This window comes from Inquilinus sp. KBS0705 (assembly GCA_005938025.2).
In the GTDB taxonomy this organism is placed as follows: Bacteria; Bacteroidota; Bacteroidia; order Sphingobacteriales; family Sphingobacteriaceae; genus Mucilaginibacter.
Genome location: VCCI02000001.1, coordinates 721927 through 741992, shown reverse-complemented (window position 1 = coordinate 741992; position 20066 = coordinate 721927). Strand labels below are relative to the sequence as shown.

Sequence of the window (20066 nt, the reverse complement as noted above, 5' to 3'; positions counted from 1 at the left end):
TTTTGGTAGCGGGATATAGGGCTATAAGTTAGGTAATTATATTAATATAGATGGCAACGCTATAGCAAAATACCGTTTATTAAATAAATTGTTACATAATAAACCGCAGGCATGGCATCAAGCCCGCTTTTTGTATCTTTAAGGCTTTAGATATTCACTTTTATATAACAGATTTGAAAAATAACCTGATAGTAGCCCTCCTGCTTAGCCTGTTTACATCTGCTACCGCCTTTGCGCAACGCGTTAAACCCGATACTGTAGAAACAGGCATATATGTTACCAGCATACACGATATTAATTTTAAGGACAAGGAATACAGCATTAACCTGTGGCTTTGGCTAAAGTATAAAAACAAAGACTTTGATTTTTTGCACAACCTGGAAGTACCGCAGGCAAAATCGGTTACCACATCGTTCTCCACTATCGATTCGACAGGTGATAAGATATATATGCTGATGAAGCTGCAATGCGTAATGAAGGATTCGTGGGCGATAGACAATTTTCCGTTCGACAGGCAAAAACTGCGTTTTTCTATCGAAAACTCTCAGTTCGATTCAAAATCGCTGGTGTTTGCGGCCGATACGCTTGGCAAGCATTTCGACCCGAGGTTTACGCTACGTGGCTGGCGAATAGATAGTTTAAATATATCAACAGGTATAAAAGCCTACGAAACAGGCTTTGGTGATGTCAGCCTTAAAAAACCACATACCGAATACAGCAATTTTAAGGTACGGTTACAGATAGACCGTGATGCCATGGGCCTGTTTTGGAAGATGTTTTTGGGTATGTATGTTGCTTTCCTGATATCGTATATGTGCTTTTACATCCATACAGATAGTATCGACTCGCGGTTTGGCCTAAGTGTGGGTGCCTTATTTGCGGTGATAGGTAATAAATACATCATCGATTCGGCCCTGCCTGAATCTACCACCTTTACCCTGGTTGACACCCTGCATGGTATAACACTGCTATTTATATTGGCCGTAATTATATGTACCTCCTACTCGCTTAAACTGGTTAAAAAAGACCAGATAGAAAAAGCTAAACGATACGATTTTATATGCGCGCAGGTATTACTATTAGGCTACTTGCTAATGAATGGCTATTTTATTTTTATGGCTACAAGGGTGTAAAAAAGCCCCCGGCAGTAAATATCGGGGGCATAAAATTTATCTAAAAATAATAATCAATATATCGATTTTGGCCTTGATGCAGGTGCTATACCCCAAGTACCCGAGGGTTTACTCCCCATGGTAATAACCAGGTTACCCCCCTTTACAATATCGGCATGTAGCAGGTACGATCTTGTGTATGGTTTATCGTTTAATACCATGCTTTGTATATACATATTACCTGGTATGTTACCTTTAATAGCGATGTGGAATGTTTTACCACCTGCCACTTTTAAAACTGCATCATTTATTACCGGGCTGCCAAAAACATAAGCCCCGTTAGCCGGATTTACCGGGTAAAAACCAAGTGCCGATAACACATACCAGGCCGACATTTGGCCAACATCTTCGTTGCCTATAATGCCGTCTTTATTGGTAGTGTAAAAGTTATCTAACACAAACCTTACCTTTTCAGCGGTTTTGTATGGCTGGCCCGCGTAGGCATACAGGTAGGCAATATGGTGGCTTGGCTCGTTGCCATGCGCATATTGGCCTATTAATCCGGTGATATCGTTCGATGCCTCGTTACCCATATCGCCCTTTACAACAAATAACGAATCGAGCTTTTTGGTAAAGGCTTTTTCGCCGCCTAACAATTGCATTAAGCCTTCTACATCCTGCGGCACCAACCATGTATATTGCCATGCATTACCCTCGGTAAAATCGTCTTTCATGTGGCGCGATACGAAAGGGCTGAATGGTGTACGCCATTTATCGTCGGCAATACGGCCGCGCATAAAATGGGTTTCCCTATCGTAGTAATTAACATAGTTTTTACCACGCTTGCTAAAGTATTCGTAATCGGCTTTTTTACCAAGTTTAAGCGCCATTTGCGCTATGCACCAATCATCTATCGAATATTCTAAACCCGATGCCACGCTCTCTGTTTGCGAATCGGCCGGTATATAACCCAGGGCCTTTACCGACTTTAACCCGCGAAGGTCTTTCATGGCTGTATTTTTAACTGCCTCAAAAGCCAGTTCGGCATCAAAACCTTTATAGCCTTTTAAAAAGGCATCAACTACAACGGGTATGGCACTATTGCCTACCATGCAGTCGGTTTCGTTACCCATAAGGTGCCAAACCGGTAACCTGCCCTGCTGTTTGTATATGGTAAGCATTGAATTGATCAGATCATTTACACGGGTTGGGTGTAAAATGGTCATCAATGGGTTTTGCGAGCGGTAGGTATCCCATAATGACAGGGTGGTAACATTGGTAAAACCCGGGTTATGGTAAATCTTTTTATCGGTGCCCATATAGTCGCCGTTATGATCGTTAAATGCCGATGGCGCTATCATGGTGTGGTATAAAGCGGTGTAAAAGGTGCGCATACGGGCGGGTGTAGCCTTTATGGTTGCTTTACCTAACTCGTTGTTCCATAATTTAGTAGCGTTTCGCCTTACTTTATTAAAATCCCAGGTGTCAGCTTCGGCCTTGATGTTTAGGAGGGCGTTATCCATACTTACCGGCGATATACCTACTTTAATTTTAACTTTTTCGCCTGCAAGCGTGGTAAAACTAACCACACCTTTTACATTACGGCCTTTTAGTGCAGTACCGGTAGCTACAGCCAGGCTATCGTAAACAGCGAATTTGGTAATAAGCTTAGAGAACACTGCCGCAAAATATATCTTTTGATCTACAGCCCAACCCGAAGAATAGCGGTAGCCGGTAATGGTGCTATCGTTTACCTGCTTTATATAGGTTTCTACCGGGTGATCCCAGCCTATGCCCTTTTGCAAGTCGATAATAATATGCGCTTTGTCTGCTTTTGGGAAAGTGTATTGCTGAAAACCCACCCTTGATGTAGCAGTAAGCTCGGCATTAATGTTATAACGTTTTAGCTTAACTGAATAATAGCCAGGTTCCGCAACCTCCTCCTTATGGCTAAAAAGCGAATAATAACCGCTGTTATAATCGTTTAATGTACCGCTTAATACCTTTATATCGCCGGTGGTAGGCATAAATTGTATATCACCTAAATCGCCTATACCTGTGCCGCTTAAATGGGTATGCGCGAAGCCGGCAATGGTCGAATCGGAATAGTTATAGCCCGAGCACCAATCCCAGTCTTTGGCAATAATATTAACCGGGCCCAACTGTACTGCTCCAAAAGGCACATTGGCTCCTAAAAAAACGTGCCCATGCAAGCCTGTACCAATAAACGGATCTACGTATGCTGCCAATCCCTTTTGTTTAGTTGTGGCGTGCTTTTTTGTTTGAGCAGATGTGCCTACACATGCGGCACATATTAAAATTAACAGGTAATATTTAGTGTATTTCATACTTTATCTTTTTAACACCCCGCTTAGTTCTTTAGCCAGTTTGATGGTATATCCTTCGGCTCAGAACCATTTACGCTATACTTTAATTTAAGCGAGTAGCCACCGCCTCCCTCAATAAAATCCAAGGCAATGGGTTGCAAACCCTTTTTTAATGCCACCTGCCCATTTTTTTCGATGGCAGAGTGCAGGCCGTCGTTATTCACTACCTCGCGATTAGCTATTTTAAGGGTACCGCCGTCATCACAAGTTAAATAAAAGCTATATATACCATCTGCAGGTATATCCAAGTAACCGCGATATTTAAGCGCGAAGCTTGGCGCTTCGGCTTCTTTGGGCACTTCTATACTATTTACCTTAAACTCGCCATCGGGTTTGGTATCGGGTATAGCCAGGGTGTTTTTATAAAACTGTGCATATTGTTTAACTACTAAGCCATCACTTACCTGTTTACCCGTTTCGGGTTCGGCAAGGGTTTGCTTTTGATACTGCAGGTCGTATACATCGCCCATTGAGCCATCTGATTTAAACGCCGCCAAACGTATTTGTTGCGACTGGTTAATAATCAACGGCTTGCTTAAAACTACCGATCTGCTGTTTGGCAGGGTGCCATTTGTGGTATACCGTATAGTTAAACCTGGCAAGGGCTTTTTAACTACAAGCGTATCCTGATAGGTGAATACGTTAGATGATAAGAATCCCGACAGATCGGGCAGGCGATAATGCACATTTAAAATATCGAGCCTGTTGTATTGTTGGGTAAGGCGTTGCTGATAAGAAGTGTAATCCTTTTTATGGGTCCATAGTACTTCAGCCAGTGCGGTCATGCGGGGCATGTACATGTAATCGGCACGTTTTTCAGATGGGATATATTCTGTCCAGATGTTTGCTTGGGCACCTATGATGTTGTTAGCCTCGTCATCTGTTAAGCCTTTGGGTATAATATTAAAATCGTACACTGTTGGTACAGAATTTTTATCAGGAATGGCGTCAAAATACAAAGGGTTGCCGGGGGTCATTATCACTTTATTACCGTGTTTAGCTGCCTCTACGGGTGCTTTAGGCACCCATGTGCGCCAGTACATTATTACAGCGGTTTTGCTTATGCCACCCTCTAATACCTCATCCCAGCCTATCAGTTTACGCCCTCGCGAGTAAAAGAATTTCTCCATATTATTAATGAAGTAGCTTTGCAGTTCGGCGGTATTTTTTAAACCCTCTTTTTGCATCAGCGCTTTACACTCGTCAGATTTTGCCCATAACGACTGGTCTACCTCGTCGCCGCCTATGTGCAGATATTTGCTGGGGAAAATGTCCATTATTTCGCTATACACATCCTGCGCAAACTGAAAAGTAGATGGCAGGCAAGGACATATAGGCGTAGAAAACAGTTTACCAAACGCGCTTTTGCCATCGCAGCTTAAATAAGGGTACTCGTTAATAGCAGCCATCATGTGGCCGGGCATATCAATTTCGGGTATGATATCTATCTGTCGGGCAGCGGCATAAGCTACCAGATCTTTTAACTGCGCTTGTGTGTAATAGCCGCCATACAAGGTTTTACCATTTTTGGTGATGATGTGTTGTTTATCAATAATAAAGTCGGGGTTATCAACCGCCTTGTTCATACAAATGGTATCCTGGTTGTTAAATGTACGCCATGCGCCATTCTCGGTTAATTTTGGATATTTCTTTATTTCTACCCGCCAGCCCTGGTCGTCGGTTAAATGCAGGTGAAATTTATTGAACTTATACAAGGCCATTACATTGATAAACTTTTTGAGATAAGCTATCGAGAAAAAGTGCCTTGATACATCTAAATGCATACCACGCCACGCGTATGCCGGTTCGTCGTGTATGGTAGCGGCGGGTATTAACAAGCTTTTCAACGGCTGGTTGCTTTCTAACTCTGCAGTTACAGGCAGTAATTGCCTTATAGTTTGTATCCCCCTAAATATACCGGTAGCCGTTTTAGCCGAAAGGGTTAACTGCGAGGTGGTAATACTTAAGTTATAGCCTTCGTCAGCAGTTATTGTTTCATCGTATTTAAACCTGATAAAATGCCCGGTGGCTGCACCTTTTTTTAATGGCTTGCCAAAGCTGTTTTCAAAAAATTGATTAAGTATAGCGGCTTCTTTTACAAACTTATCACCCGCAGGCAATACAATTACAGTAGCAGGAGTAATTATAAAACTGCCGTTTGCCGGTACCAGCGTTGTTGGGTACGGGATGATGGGGTAACGATTATCTGCTGTTTGAGCAACAACTTGTGTGCCCGCCAATGCTATTAAAAAAAGCGACAGTGTGGCAGCCTTATATAACTTCATTAATGTATAAATTTTTGTTTTTCGGTTGATGGTATTGTTGGGCCAGGGCAAAAGCCCTCACCCAAATGTAAAGTATAATTAACTGTGTTAATTAATATTGTATTTTAAAAGTTGCCGCCTGGTAGGTTTGGCTTTTTTGAATTGATGCAGGTATTTTAACCACCAATTCATCTCCTTTTAATTGCCACTTAAGCGATTGCTTAAAGCCTAACAACGATACTTTTTTAACTTTAGTTATATCGTTCAGTTTTATACTAATTGTATCATCAAATTTAACGGTATCGGCATCGGCCATTAAAAAGGCATATATAGTATTGCTACTTTTTGCTTTTGTATAATAAATATTGCCCGATGAATATGGCGCAACCGACTTTGAACCATAAATACCTTCGCCATTTATTTGCATCCATTTACTAACCTCGCTTAAACGTTGATAAGCTACCGGGTCCCAATCGCCATCGGGCCCTGGGCCAATATTTAATAGCAAATTGCCGCCGCGCGATACCACCTTAACCAATAGCTGTACAATTTGGTGCGCGGTTTTATAATGGTCATTAGGCACATAGCTCCATGAGTCGCCCATAGTTATGCAAGTTTCCCAAGGGTGGTCAAGTGGGGTTTCGGGCACTTGCTGCTCTGGCGTAGTATAATTTTCAAATTTACCCGATACGGTACGGTCAACCACTATAAGGCCCGGCTGCTTAGCCCTGCCCATGGTGGCAATTTTCTCCATATCAATATCCTGGTTAAATTTTATGCCCCGCTGCCAATCAATAGCTGTATCAATAGTGCTTTTGGGGCGCACCCATCCACCATCTAACCAAAGTATATCTACTTTGCCGTAATCGGTCATCAATTCACTTATCTGGTTAAAGGTAAAATCTTTAAACTGCTGCCATTTCTCGGGATATTTTGCAGGGTCATAATTTACATTCCTGTCTTTAGGCGGGAAATATGGCCACCAATAATATTCAGAATGCCAATCGGGTTTAGAGAAATAGGCGCCTATCATAAAATTCTCTTTACGAAAAGCGTTAAAAATCTCTTTCGTTACATTACTACGCGGGTTGGTTGAAAAAGGCGTTTTAGCCGATGTTATTTTATAATCGGTTTGCTTGGTGTCAAACATACTAAAGCCATCGTGGTGCTTGGTGGTAAACACCACATATTTCATACCGGCCAGTTTAGCCGCTGCTACCCATTTTTCGGGATTAAACTTTGTAGGGTTAAAGGTGGTTTGTAAATTTTCGTAGGCTTTTACGTAACCATTGTAGGTTGCACCATAAGGGCCTTTGCGTTGTGTCCAGCCTTCATCTTCCGGGCATATGCTCCAGCTTTCTACTACACCCCACTGGCTGTAAGTTCCCCAATGCATAAAAAGGCCAAATTTAAGATCCTGCCAGTTAGCTAACTTTTGCTTAACCAATGCATCATCAGGCGCCTGGTAATTTTTTGACATCTGGTGTTGCTGTGCATACAAAACAGATAGGTTGAGCGTTAGCAGCAATAAGGCAGTGTATCTTTTCATCATTTTTTAAAACCTTTAATTAGTAAGCTATAGTGTTATCAGATAAGACATTTTTTTAGCCGATTTTGCCTACACAGCATTTTTAATTATTTAAAAATAGCCGCTTAAACATTTGCATATTACATTATAAGTACTATTATTGTTACATATATGTTAATTTTTAACGCCCTTTTTAATTAAGGATACTTTGAGAAACAAAAATGCTAATATCGCTGAATTATGGCACCTAACCTGTAGCCAGGATGATATAAAAGCATTTGAGCAACTTTTTTACGCGCTTAATAAACCGCTTATTAAATTTTGCATGTTATACGTTCATCAAAAAGAGGTGGCCGAAGATATTGTATCAGAATTGTTTACTAAATGCTGGCAAAACCGCCAAAAACTTACCGGTATACTTAACCCCGCCACTTATCTTTATATAGCGGTAAAAAACCAATCTTTAAATTATATAAAAAAATACTCCAACATCCATTTGGTGCAAATTGATGATACCGACGAAGTAGCCTTAGTGAATACATACAATCCCCAAAAAGAACTTGAGAAAAAAGAATTGATATTTAAACTGGATAAAGCAATAGCCGCGCTACCCCAGCAATGCCGCATAGTTTTTAGATTGATAAAAGAAGACGGCATGAAATATAAAGAGGTTGCCGAGGTTTTAGACATATCGCCCAGAACGGTGCAAACACAACTGTTCAGAGCGTTAAAAAAACTTAGCCTTGTGTTAGATGCCGACCAAAAAAGAACCCCAACCTTTAGCGGCAAAATAATTACCGGTATTACTGCAATGTTTTTTACTATACCGTTGTTTTTTTAACAACTTCTATTGGCTTTTAACTTTCTACCCAAAAATCAAGTTCCGCTTTTACTTAAATATTGCAAAAAAGCCTAAAGCCATACTTTAATAGCTGCTTTACTACCGCATTTGCAACAAAATATCCTTATAAGTACTAATTGTTAAAATAATATTTACAAATGGTGTAGGCAATTGTAGTTTTTTAATTGTCCATACCAAGGAAGCAGTAATGCGCCCGCGTGGCTTGTTACAAATTACACCTAACAAAATATTAGCAATTATTAAAAAAATTTGAATGTTGCCTATGTAGAGAAAGATACCAACCCCTCCCCAAAGCATAGTTACCTGGTGGAACTGTGTCTTAAAAAAAACTAAAACTGTTTAAGCAAAATACCGGCATACGGATATTTTGAAATTAACCCCTTTTAAATTAATTAAATATGGAATTTTTTAAACATCCAATGGGTGTAAGAAATAGGCATTGGCTGTCACAATCACTGCCAATACTTAAAACAGCCCTGGCATTTTTGGTAATTGCAAGTTTGCAATCTCCAGCTATAGCGGCTCCTGCAAATAATGCATTTGTAAAATTCAATAAAACAGCGGTGCCAATAACCGGTTTGGTAACAGACGAAAATGGCGAACCACTGGTTGGTGTTAGTGTTTTGGTAAAAGGTACTTCAACCGGTGCACAAACAAACACAAACGGCCAATTCAGTATTGATGCTCCTGCAAATTCAACTTTAGTATTTAGCTACGTAGGTTTTACAACACAAGAAGTTGCTTATACCGGTAAACCGCTAAGGGTTACTTTAGTTAGCAATACCAAACTTAACGAGGTTGTAGTAACAGCCTTGGGTATTAAGAAAGACGAACGTAAATTAGGTTACGCCGTAACCACAGTTAAAGGCGACCTTTTAAACACTGCTAAAGAAACCAACGTTGCTTACTCATTACAAGGCCGTGTTGCTGGTTTAAGTATCAGTGGTACAAACGGTGGTCCTGGTTCATCAGCGCGTATACTATTACGTGGTGTTACCAGTACAACTGCAGGCGGCCCGTTATTTGTAATAAACGGTGTACCTATGGATAACACACAAAGAGGCCAATCTGGCGAGTGGGGCGGTGCCGACTTTGGTGACGGTATCAGCAACATTAACCCTGATGATATTGAGACCATGACCGTATTAAAAGGTCAGTCTGCATCGGCTCTTTACGGTACACGTGCTGTAAACGGTGTTATTTTGATCACTACTAAAGGTGGTAAGAAAAATTCGGGCTTTGGTGTTGAATACAACAGCAACTACCAAATGGATAGAGTGGTAGATAATACCGATTTCCAAACCGAATATGGCCAGGGTTTAAATGGTACTAAACCGCTTACAGCAGCCGGTGCATTAAGTTCTGGTAACTTAGCATGGGGTGCCAAGCTTGATGGCTCACAAGTTATCCAGTTTGATGGTAAAACTTATGCTTACTCAAAAACAAGCGATGATTATACCAAATTTTATAAAGTTGGAAACACCTTTACCAACACAATTTCATTAACCGGTGGTAACGAAACAGGTGCTTTCCGTTTATCATTATCTGACCTGAACAACCACGCTATTACACCTAACAGTGGTTTAAACAGAAAAACCTTCAACTTTAACGGTTCTCAAACAGTAATTAAAAATCTGGATATTAACCTGATAGCTAATTACATTTTAGATAACGCAAAAAACCGCTCGGGCTTAAGCGATGGACCTGGTAACCCTAACAACGTACAGTTCTTAGCACCTAACGAGGCGCAAAGCATCCTTAAACCAGGTGTTGGCCCAACAGGCTTAGAGCAATCATTTACTGATGATATATATGTAACCAACCCGTATTTTGCTGCTTACAATTTTGTAACCAACACCACACGCGAGCGTTTAATATCGTCAATGTCTGCTAAATATAGCTTCACACCATGGGCTTATGCTCAGGGCCGTGTAGGTTACGACAAAATTCACGATGGCCGTTTAGGTATCACCCCTACCGGTACTGCTTATACCGGCAACAACGGTGGCATGTCAACCCAAACTACACAAATCACCGAGTTTAACGCCGACGTTTTATTAGGTGCTAAACACGATCTTGTAAAAGACCTGTTAAACCTTGATGTGTCTGTGGGTGGTAACATCCGTAAAAGTAACTCTTCAGGTACTTACGTTAACGCAAACAACTTCATCATCCCTTATTTCTACGATCTTTCTAACGGAAAAACAAGAGATAGCGGAAACCAAAACGTATCAAGCTTACAAACTAATTCATTGTATTACACTGCTGATTTTGGCATCAAAAACTACTTAGTTTTAAGCACAAGCGGTCGTTACGATGCATATAGCAGTATATCAAGTTCAGTTGGCCGTGGTATATTTACACCATCTGTATCTGGTAGCTTTATATTCTCAGAGCTTACCCACATCAATGGTTTAGACTTTGGTAAATTACGCGTATCATATGCTAACACAAGCAACAGCGCGCCAACTTACGCCAACCAGGTTTACTACAGCGTAGCAAACTCAATTAATGGTACAAGCGCAGGTAGTTTTGATGGAACCTTACCAAACATTTTCTTAAAACCATTTACTTTAAGCGAATTTGAAGTTGGTACATCGTTAAAATTCTTGAATGACCGTGTTGGTTTAGATGTTACTTATTTTACTAAGAAAACTAAAAATGAGATCATCAGAGGTTCACTTGATATCTCAAGCGGTTACACTAATTACTACATCCCAACTGCATCTACTCAAAACAAAGGTTTAGAGGTTGAGTTACACGGCACTCCTTTCAGGACCGCCAACTTCAACTGGACATCTTCTATCAACTTTACTTATGTTCAAAATAAAGTTTTATCAACAGATGCTACCAACTCAAATCTTGGTTTAGGCACCTATCGCCCGTTAAATGCTACAACTGCATTTATTGCAGGCATGGCAGGTCCTCAAATTTTAGCTAATGATTACAAACGCGACGGAAGCGGCAACATCATTTTTGATGCACAAGGCCTTCCCGAAGCTACCGGCCGTATAGCTATGGGTAGTGTTATACCTAAGTTTTATGGTGGTTGGAATAACGATTTCAGCTATAAAAACTTTAACCTGTCTTTCCTGGTTGACTACCGTTTTGGTAACAAGGTATTATCTGCAACCAACTATTACAGCATCTTCCGCGGTTTAAACAAAATGACGCTTGAAGGCCGTGAAACAGGTGTTGTTGGTGTAGGTGTAACAGAAGCCGGCGGTGCAAACACCGTTAACGTTCCTGCTCAAACTTATTACCAAACCTTAGCCCGTACAATATCATCAGTTAACGTTTTAGATGGTAGCTTTATTAAACTACGCCAGGTAACTGTTGGTTATGCATTGCCAAAATCAACTGTCCTGAACTCACCATTTAGCTCAATAACACTTTCATTAGTTGCCAGAAACTTATGGACAATTATGAAACATACTGATAACATTGATCCGGAATCAAACTTTGCTCCAGGTATTAACTATGCAGGTATTGAAGGTACAAGCGTACCTGCTGTTAGAACTTACGGGTTAAATGTAAACTTTAAATTTAAAAAATAACAAAGATGAAAAAACGACTTATATATAGTTGCCTGCTTGTAGGTGCCACCTTTATAGCGGGTTGTACTAAAAACTTTGATCAAATAAACACCGACCCTACCAAGGTAAACGCAGGCATATTTCCGCCAAACTTTTTACTTGCCCAGGCACAGATAAAGTTTTCGAACAGCGGATACGACCAATTGCTTTTTCAAAGCATGTGGGTACAATCCTTATCATCAACTTACGATTACTATGGTAATGGTGATAAATATGTGTACGCCGGTAGCGGACGTGGTTATTTAGAGCGCACATGGAACACTAGTTTTGGTTCGGCTACATTGGTTGATGAGATGAAAAATCTGATCAAAGACAAGGCTGAATACAAAAACCTTGACAATGTTGGTACCATTATGCGAATGATGATATTACAACGTATTACTGATGCATACGGTGACATTCCTTTTTCACAGGAAGGCCAGGCAAAATCAGGTATAGTAACTCCTGTTTTTGATACACAACAAAGTATATATACATCAATGCTTAGCCAGCTTGACGCTGCAACAGCTGCACTTGACCCATCTAAAGATAAACCATCTTCAGATCTGTTTTACGGTGGTGATATTACTAAATGGAAAAAACTGGGTTACTCGTTAATGCTTAAAGCTGCAATGCGCCTTACCAAAGTTGACCCTGCAACTGCCAGGAAATATGCTGAAAAAGCTTATGCTGGTGGTACAATGTCGTCAGTTGATGATAATGCTAAAGTAAAAGCCGACGAAGCTAACGGTAACAGCAATAGCGATGTTAACGCGTTGTTAGTAAAAGACGATTTCAGAGAAGTAAGATGGTCAAATGTATTGATCGGTTACCTGCAATCAACTAACGACCCTCGTGTTAGCGCAGTTGCTGAAATTTCGGCCGGTACAGGTAAAGCTGCTAACGAAACCCAAACAGCCGGTATCAATACCGCCAACCTGCAAGTAGGTATGCCTAACGGTTACGACCTTAAAGGTGGCAGCACTGATATTTCTAAAGCTCCTGGTTACCCTGGTGCTACAGCTGCAGATCCTGCTGTAACAGGCGATGTTGCTGCTCCGGATGGCAAATACTCTCGCCCTCGTTTCGAGGTTTACGATGATCGTAGCCGTATAAACATGCTATTAACTTACGGCGAAAGCGAACTGTTATTAGCTGAGGCTGCTGCCAGAGGTTGGAACACAGGTGTTGCTGCTACACACTACGCAAATGCACTTGCTGCTGATATTCAAACCATCAGCCAGTTTAATGCAGCCGGTACTGTTGCGCCGGGTACAATAGCTACCTATGTTGCTGCGCATCCTTTAGTTGCCGGTACTGCTTTACAGCAAATTAACATGGAGTACTATGTAGTAACTTCAACTACATTCAACTTCAACGAAACTTGGGCTAACTGGAGAAGATCTGGATTCCCTGTTTTAACTCCTGTTAAATACATTGGTCAGTTTACAGATGGTTCTATACCTCGCAGGATCCCGTATCCACTTGGTTTACCTTCAACAAACGCTGCCAATTACAACGAAGCTGTTAAAAGGCTTACAGGTGGTGATGTATTTACTGCCCGTGTATGGTGGGATAAATAATAAACAATACCCCTATTTAAAAAAACAAGGCTATGTATATAGCCTTGTTTTTTTGTTTAAAATAAAAGGCGCCCCTGTAATATAGCAGGCAAAAAACAACTATTTTTATACTATTATCGTAATTGCTAAACAACCCTAATTAAATGCATTATTGCCCGTATACCTTATACCCCACGGTAAAAAAGTGGCTTAAAATCAATGTACTTGCGCTTGGTATAATTTACCTTGGTAAAAACACGGCAATGGCACAACAACCGCTGTTTAACCTGTTACCCGCACAACAAACAAATATCACTTTCAGAAACGACCTTAGCGAAGACGAGAAGCTGAATGTACTATCGTACGAGTACTTGTACAATGGCGGCGGTGTTGCGGTTGGCGATGTTAACAATGATGGGTTACAGGACCTTTTTTTTACCGGCAACATGGCTGGCAACAAGCTTTACCTAAACCTGGGTGGCCTAAAGTTTAAAGATATTACCAATGATGCTAACCGAGGCTTAGCCGGAAGGCCGGGTGCCTGGAAAACCGGTGTTACAATGGCCGATGTAAATGGCGACGGGTTACTTGATATTTACATTTGCTACTCTGGCCTGGGCGATAACGATAAACGCCGTAACGAGCTGTACATTAACAAAGGCCACAATAAATTCGAAGAAAAAGCTAAACAATACGGCTTAGACGACCCCGGATATAGCACACAAACTGTATTTTTTGACTATAATAATGATGGCCGCATGGATATGTTCCTGCTGAACCATAACATTAAAAAAATTAACAATATCGAACTGGCGCAGGTTAAGGGCCAAACCGACGAACTGGCCAGTAATAAACTATTTGAAAACCAGGGCAATCATTTTGTAGATGTATCTAAAAAAGCAGGCATTATACAAAACCCCTTAACTTTTGGTTTGGGCGTGGCCATAGCCGATATAAACAAAGATGGCTTGCCAGATATTTACGTAACTAACGATTACAACGAACCCGATTATATATATATTAACAACGGTAACGGCACATTTACCGAAGAATCGAAAAAAATGCTTCGCCATTTGTCACAATTCTCCATGGGGGTTGATATCGCCGACATTAATAATGATGGCTTGCCCGATATTATGACCCTGGACATGTTGCCGCCCGATAACCGCAGGCAAAAGCTGTTGCAGCTACAGGAAAATTACGAATCGTTTGAGCTGATGCTTAACCAAAACCTATACAAGCAGTTTATGCGCAACATGCTGCAACTAAACAATGGCGATGGCACTTTTAGCGAAATAGGCCAGTTAGCAGGTGTATCTAATACCGATTGGAGCTGGTGCCCCCTTATTGCCGACTTTGATAATGATGGTTATAAGGATATTTTTATAAGCAACGGCTATTTACGCGACTATACCAACAAAGACTTTTTACGCTATTGGGGCGATTATAAAATGAAAAAAGCAATGGATAGGGAGCCCGCTTTATTGATGGACCTGGTGCAAGCTATGCCATCTACCACCCTATCTAACTATATATTTAAAAACAACCACGACCTTACCTTTACCGATAAAAAGCAGGATTGGGGTATTACCCAACCAGGTATATCAAGCGGTGCGGTATACGCCGATCTGGATAATGACGGTGACCTTGACATTGTTACCAACAACATTAACAACCCCGCATCAGTATTTAAAAACATGAGTAGGGAGACGTTAAATACCAACTATTTAGCGGTTAATTTAAGTACAAAAGGCAGCAAACTAATTGCCATAGGTGCCAAGGTATATGTATATGCCGATAATAAGGTACAATACCAGGAAATGAACCCTAACAGGGGGTATTTATCATGCGTTTCAACGGTTTTAAACTTTGGGTTGGGTGAGCAGAAACAAGTTGACTCTGTAAAGGTAGTTTGGCCCGACAATAGTACCCAGTTATTGACCAACGTAAATGCTAACCAGCGATTGGATATTGTTTACAAACCTACAGCTAAGGCAAAACAATTAACCACACCCCCTATAAAAAATCAGCTGTTTAGTAAGGTTGATCCGCTGGTTGATTATAAGCATACAGAAAATGCCATAAACGATTTTAAACGCCAGCCATTAATGCTGTTCATGAGCTCGAAAACAGGGCCTGTAATAGCTAAAGCCGATATAAACAAAGATGGCCTGGAAGATTTTTTTGTATCCGGCGATCAATCCACCCCTGGTAAATTATATATACAAGGCAAGAGTGGCACATATACTACTAAAGAACTTTCAGACCTTAATGCCGAAAATACATCGGCTGCAGCGTTTTTTGATGCTAATGGCGACGGTTACCCCGATCTATATCTGGCAAAAGGCGGTTATGGGCTATTGGAGGCCAATTCGCCGGAACTGCAGGATAAGCTATACTTAAACGATGGTAAAGGCAACTTCGCTTTTTCGAGCACAGCCTTGCGCAAGTTAAATTCAGATAGCAAAGGCTGTGTGCGCCCCTGCGATTACAACAACGATGGCAAAATGGATATTTTCGTCGGGGGGCGTATTATACCCGGCCTTTACCCTGTCACCCCGGATAGCTACCTGTTAACTAATAATGGTGACGGCACTTTTACTAATACCACTGCGCCATTTAACAAGGCCGGTATGGTAACAGATGCGCAATGGTTCGATTTAAATAACGATGGCCGTAAAGACCTTGTGCTTTGTGGCGAATTTATGCCTATACAGGTATACATTAATACTACAAGCGGCTTTATAGACAAAACCGGCGATTACTTTGAGAAACCCCAAAGCGGCTTTTGGAACAGCCTAACTATTGCAGATATAGATGGTGATGGCAAAATGGATATAATTGCAGGCAACCTGGGCAACAACACCCAAATACACGCCAGCGATGCCGAACCTGCCGAATTGTATTATGCCGATTTTGACAACAATGGCTCTATCGATCCATTCTTTAACTTTTACGTGCAAGGCGTTAGCTATCCCTTCATCAGCAGGGACGAGTTGAATGATCAGATATTCCCGATGCGAAAAAAATTCAGGTCGTACAAAGCTTACTGCGATGCTACCATGAAAGATATTTTTACAGCGGATGAATTAGCTAAAGCAGGCAAATTAAGCATTAATACAACGCAAACCACCTGCTTTTTAAACCGCAATGGCAAGTTTGTAAAGGCTGTGCTGCCCTTACAGGCGCAGTTTTCATCGGTATCAAAAATACTTACCGGCGATTTTAACCATGATGGCAAAACCGACCTGCTGCTATTTGGCAACCATGCCGATAACAGGCTTAAGTTGGGCAGCTTTGATGCTAACTATGGCTGCCTTTTAACCGGCGATGGCAAAGGTGGATTTGAGTATAAAACCCAGGGAATAGTGGGCTTATCCGTAGAAGGTGATGTAAAATCGGCTAATGAGATCACTGTAAATAGTATTAAATATTTGATGCTTGGTGTATCTAACCAGGCTATACAATTTTATAAAGAGAACTAATGATCAAAAGGATACTACTTATAGCTTGTTTATTTGCACAGCAATTTGCCTATGCACAACAAAAACACGCCGCATTGCCCAATTATTTGGCTTTAGACAAGGCTATAAATTCTGTTTCGGCAGTAATGATACATGATGTGGTAAACCCACCCGCCGCCGCCCGCTATTACAATTACTTTATGTTGGGGGCATATAACCTGGTAGCATTACATAACAAGGATATGATCCCGCTTAAAAGCTTTATAAAAACCTATGATCAGGATAACACGCTTTCTGTGAGCCCGGCTACCTATGATTACCGTATTGCGGCCGTTTATTGCATATTAGAAACCGGCAAACAAATGCTCCCTTCGGGTTTTATGTTGCAGGATGATGAAGATAAATACATTGAGTTGTTAAAAAAGAACAAGATCAGCGATGAGGTGATTAAACAATCGGTTGCCGCAGCAACAGAAATGAGCGCTAAGGTGATCAATTATTCTAAAGGCGACAACTATAATCGCCTAAGCGGCAAACTGCGCTACACGCCTGTAAAAGGCGGTCAAAACTGGTATCCTACCCCACCTATGTACTTTGAGGCGGTGGAGCCCAACTGGAAAACCATACGGCCCATGATGATAGACTCGTCAAAGCAATTTATACCCGTAAGGCCTACCCCTTTTAGCACAGATACCACCAGCGAATTTTATAAGCAGGCTTACCAGGTATATACCACTTCTAAAAAACCATCAGACGAGCAGATAAATATCGCATCGTTTTGGGATTGTAACCCCTTTGCGGTAACCACATCCGGCCATATGATGATAGGCTTTAAAAAGATTAGCCCGGGTGGCCACTGGATGAATATAGCAGCGCTTGTGGTAAAAAAAGCCAACCTTGGTTTCGATAGATCGGTACAGGTGATGGCCCTGGAGGGAATTACCTTGATGGATGCGTTTATCAGCTGCTGGGACGAAAAGTACCGCAGCAACGGAATACGGCCCGAAACCTATATTAACCGCTATATTGATGTAAAGTGGATACCATTACTGCAAACACCTCCCTTTCCTGAATACCCAAGCGGGCATGCGGTGCTTTCCAACGCGTCGGCGGTGGTATTATCCTATTTATTGGGAGATAACTTTGAATACACCGACGATACCGAGATACCTTACGGCGTTGGGCCACGTAGCTTTAAGTCGTTTTTACAGGCTGCTGAGGAGGCATCGGTTTCGCGGTTTTATGGCGGGATTCACTTTAAAGATGCTATAGAAAATGGCAACAAGCAAGGCCGGGATGTTGGTGCCGACATTGTTAAAAAGTTAAAGGCAGCTAAAGTTCAACCCATCATAACAGGGCAAACGGGCATAAAATAAACTTGACTTTTCCCGGTCTGTTTAATTAAAATGACGTTGCGTGTCAAAAAATGGCTTTGCAGCACGTATAGGCTGTTTCCTTTGCAATATTGGCTATAAATTATTGCGTTTTTTTGTTGGTCATGCGGAGAATTTTCGTTTTTTTTTGTTACCCCTTACCCACTAATATAAAATAATATCCCAATAAAAAAAGTTTTTTTTAAGTCCGCAGGTGTCCACCCGGACAGCCCATTGCCTAAAAGCCGAAACGTGAAACAATTTTGATAGGGTGCCAACCCTACCGAGCCTTACTAAACGGCCCGATCACCCCTCCTATTTATTTTTGCCAACAAGCATCTAAATCTCCTGTTAACACGTAGTTATATGTATAGTAGATTTTATGAAAACAAGGGGTGGTATTTTAGTGGCCTGTTTTTCGCTTACGCTAATTGTTAGCCTTAACTCATTTACCCCAAAAACCACTAAAGGTGTGGCAACCGATGAGGGGCACGTCTTATTCTTAAGATACTGTAACCAGTGCCACATGCAGCCCGATCCGCAAAGTTTAACCAAACAGGTATGGCAAAACCATGTGCTGCCAATTATGGCCAGCCGCATGGGCATTATCTATCCCAATTATGATCCTCTTAGAGGGTTATCGGATGAAGAAAGAACTATAGTTAATAAAAAACATATCATCCCCGATAACCCAACTATCAGCAAAGAGGATTGGGGTAAATTAGAAGCTTACATAGTTGACAGCGCACCCGATAGCCTTGCCTATGATGAAAAGCGACTTACCCGTAACAGTCCGCTTACTTTATTTAAGCGCCAAAATATACAAATAGACGATCAGTCGCCATCATTAATAACGGGGTTAAAATTTAACAGGCAAACCAAAACCCTATGGATAGGCGATTTTAACAAAAAGGTCAGCAATTGGCAATACGATAAAGGAATAACCAAAACTTATACCGTAGCCAGCCCGGCGGTTGATTTCAACTTTTTTAATAATAACACCTATTTAACAGAAATTGGTAAACTATACCCTACCGAGCTAAGTACCGGTGCCTACGCGCAGCTAAACAATACCGGCGAAACACCGCTGCTGACGAATTTACACAGACCGGTACATAGCCTTATTAATGATTTAAATGGCGATGGTATACCCGAAATAGTGGTATGCAATTTTGGCAATAAAACAGGGTCGCTGTCGCTGTTTAAAAAAGCTAATGCCAATGCTAAATACAACGAAGACGTATTGTTACCATTAGCCGGGGCCATTAAATGCTATATAAAAGATATGGATGGCGATGGGAAAAAAGACATTATAACCATGTTTTCGCAGGGTGATGAGAGTGTTTATATACTATACCAAAAAGACAACCTTAAATTTAAAGCTAAAAGGGTTTTGCGTTTCCCGCCCAATTATGGCACCACAGATATGGTTTTAACCGATTACAACCACGACGGCTTAACCGATATTGTTACCGTACATGGCGACAACGCCGATTATTCGAACATATTAAAACCCTACCATGGCATAAGGCTGCAAATTAACCAGGGTAAAGATGTTTTTAAAGAACAATTCTTTTACCCCATATTCGGTGTTACACGCGTATTGGCCGAAGATTTTGATAATGATGGCGATATTGATTTTGCAACCTCGGCCTTCTTCCCCGACTTTGGCAAATTGCTTAACGAATCGTTTATATACCTTGAAAATACCGATAGCAAAACCTACCAGTTTAAGTCCTGCACATTATCCGGCGATCTGCCTGTTAAATCGCTAACAATGATTAAGGCCGATGTTGACGGCGATGGAGACATGGATATTGTGTTAGGCAACTTTGCACAATCGCCCGGAGCTGTTCCTCCATCTTTAGACGAACAATGGCGAAATGCAAAGTATGGCCTTATCCTGTTACAAAACCAACTTTGCAAACCCGGTAAATAA

10 protein-coding genes are annotated in these 20066 nt (G+C 41.2%); 7 read left to right on the top strand and 3 right to left on the bottom strand.

What is annotated here, in order from left to right:
* Positions 1-173 precede the first annotated feature (173 nt).
* Positions 174-1133, top strand: coding sequence for a hypothetical protein (locus FFF34_003390; protein ID TSD66460.1), 960 nt, complete (start codon positions 174-176; stop codon positions 1131-1133).
* A 53-nt stretch (positions 1134-1186) separates the two neighbouring features.
* Here the strand turns inward: FFF34_003390 and FFF34_003385 are convergent, their stop codons facing one another.
* From FFF34_003385 to FFF34_003375, 3 genes are all read right to left on the bottom strand, one after another.
* Positions 1187-3460: a glycoside hydrolase family 92 protein gene (locus FFF34_003385; protein TSD66459.1), complete on the bottom strand. Its 2274-nt coding sequence runs from the start codon at positions 3458-3460 to the stop codon at positions 1187-1189.
* A 23-nt stretch (positions 3461-3483) separates the two neighbouring features.
* Positions 3484-5784: a family 20 glycosylhydrolase gene (locus FFF34_003380; protein TSD66458.1), complete on the bottom strand. Its 2301-nt coding sequence runs from the start codon at positions 5782-5784 to the stop codon at positions 3484-3486.
* 91 nt (positions 5785-5875) lie between these two features.
* Entirely contained in the window at positions 5876-7312 is a 1437-nt protein-coding gene (locus tag FFF34_003375) for an alpha-L-fucosidase (protein ID TSD67948.1), read from the bottom strand.
* 175 nt (positions 7313-7487) lie between these two features.
* Here FFF34_003375 and FFF34_003370 point away from each other — a divergent pair, with 175 nt between their 5' ends.
* The 6 genes from FFF34_003370 to FFF34_003345 all read left to right on the top strand — a co-directional run bounded on the left by FFF34_003370 (position 7488) and on the right by FFF34_003345 (position 20066).
* Complete coding sequence (locus FFF34_003370; GenBank protein ID TSD66457.1) at positions 7488-8132, top strand: RNA polymerase sigma-70 factor; 645 nt, start codon at positions 7488-7490, stop codon at positions 8130-8132.
* A gap of 440 nt (positions 8133-8572) precedes the next feature.
* Positions 8573-11710, top strand: coding sequence for a SusC/RagA family TonB-linked outer membrane protein (locus FFF34_003365; protein ID TSD67947.1), 3138 nt, complete (start codon positions 8573-8575; stop codon positions 11708-11710).
* A 5-nt stretch (positions 11711-11715) separates the two neighbouring features.
* Positions 11716-13311 (top strand): SusD/RagB family nutrient-binding outer membrane lipoprotein, encoded by a 1596-nt coding sequence (locus tag FFF34_003360; GenBank protein ID TSD66456.1) that lies wholly within the window; start codon positions 11716-11718, stop codon positions 13309-13311.
* Positions 13312-13553: 242 nt separating this feature from the next.
* Positions 13554-16775: an RNA-binding protein gene (locus FFF34_003355; GenBank protein ID TSD66455.1), complete on the top strand. Its 3222-nt coding sequence runs from the start codon at positions 13554-13556 to the stop codon at positions 16773-16775.
* On the top strand, positions 16775-18130 hold the full coding sequence (locus FFF34_003350; GenBank protein TSD66454.1) for a vanadium-dependent haloperoxidase: 1356 nt from the start codon (positions 16775-16777) through the stop codon (positions 18128-18130). The genes FFF34_003355 and FFF34_003350 overlap by 1 nt, the downstream gene beginning before the upstream one ends.
* A 379-nt stretch (positions 18131-18509) precedes the next feature.
* On the top strand, positions 18510-20066 hold the full coding sequence (locus tag FFF34_003345; GenBank protein ID TSD66453.1) for a VCBS repeat-containing protein: 1557 nt from the start codon (positions 18510-18512) through the stop codon (positions 20064-20066).

Bases quoted from the DNA above. Each gene is read 5' to 3' on its own strand.
- FFF34_003385 (TSD66459.1), bottom strand. From the start codon at position 3,460: ATGAAATACACTAAATATTACCTGTTAATTTTAATATGTGCCGCATGT.
- FFF34_003380 (TSD66458.1), bottom strand. From the start codon at position 5,784: ATGAAGTTATATAAGGCTGCCACACTGTCGCTTTTTTTAATAGCATTG.
- FFF34_003375 (TSD67948.1), bottom strand. From the start codon at position 7,312: ATGAAAAGATACACTGCCTTATTGCTGCTAACGCTCAACCTATCTGTT.
- FFF34_003365 (TSD67947.1), top strand. From the start codon at position 8,573: ATGGGTGTAAGAAATAGGCATTGGCTGTCACAATCACTGCCAATACTT.
- FFF34_003360 (TSD66456.1), top strand. From the start codon at position 11,716: ATGAAAAAACGACTTATATATAGTTGCCTGCTTGTAGGTGCCACCTTT.
- FFF34_003355 (TSD66455.1), top strand. From the start codon at position 13,554: ATGGCACAACAACCGCTGTTTAACCTGTTACCCGCACAACAAACAAAT.
- FFF34_003350 (TSD66454.1), top strand. From the start codon at position 16,775: ATGATCAAAAGGATACTACTTATAGCTTGTTTATTTGCACAGCAATTT.
- FFF34_003345 (TSD66453.1), top strand. From the start codon at position 18,510: ATGAAAACAAGGGGTGGTATTTTAGTGGCCTGTTTTTCGCTTACGCTA.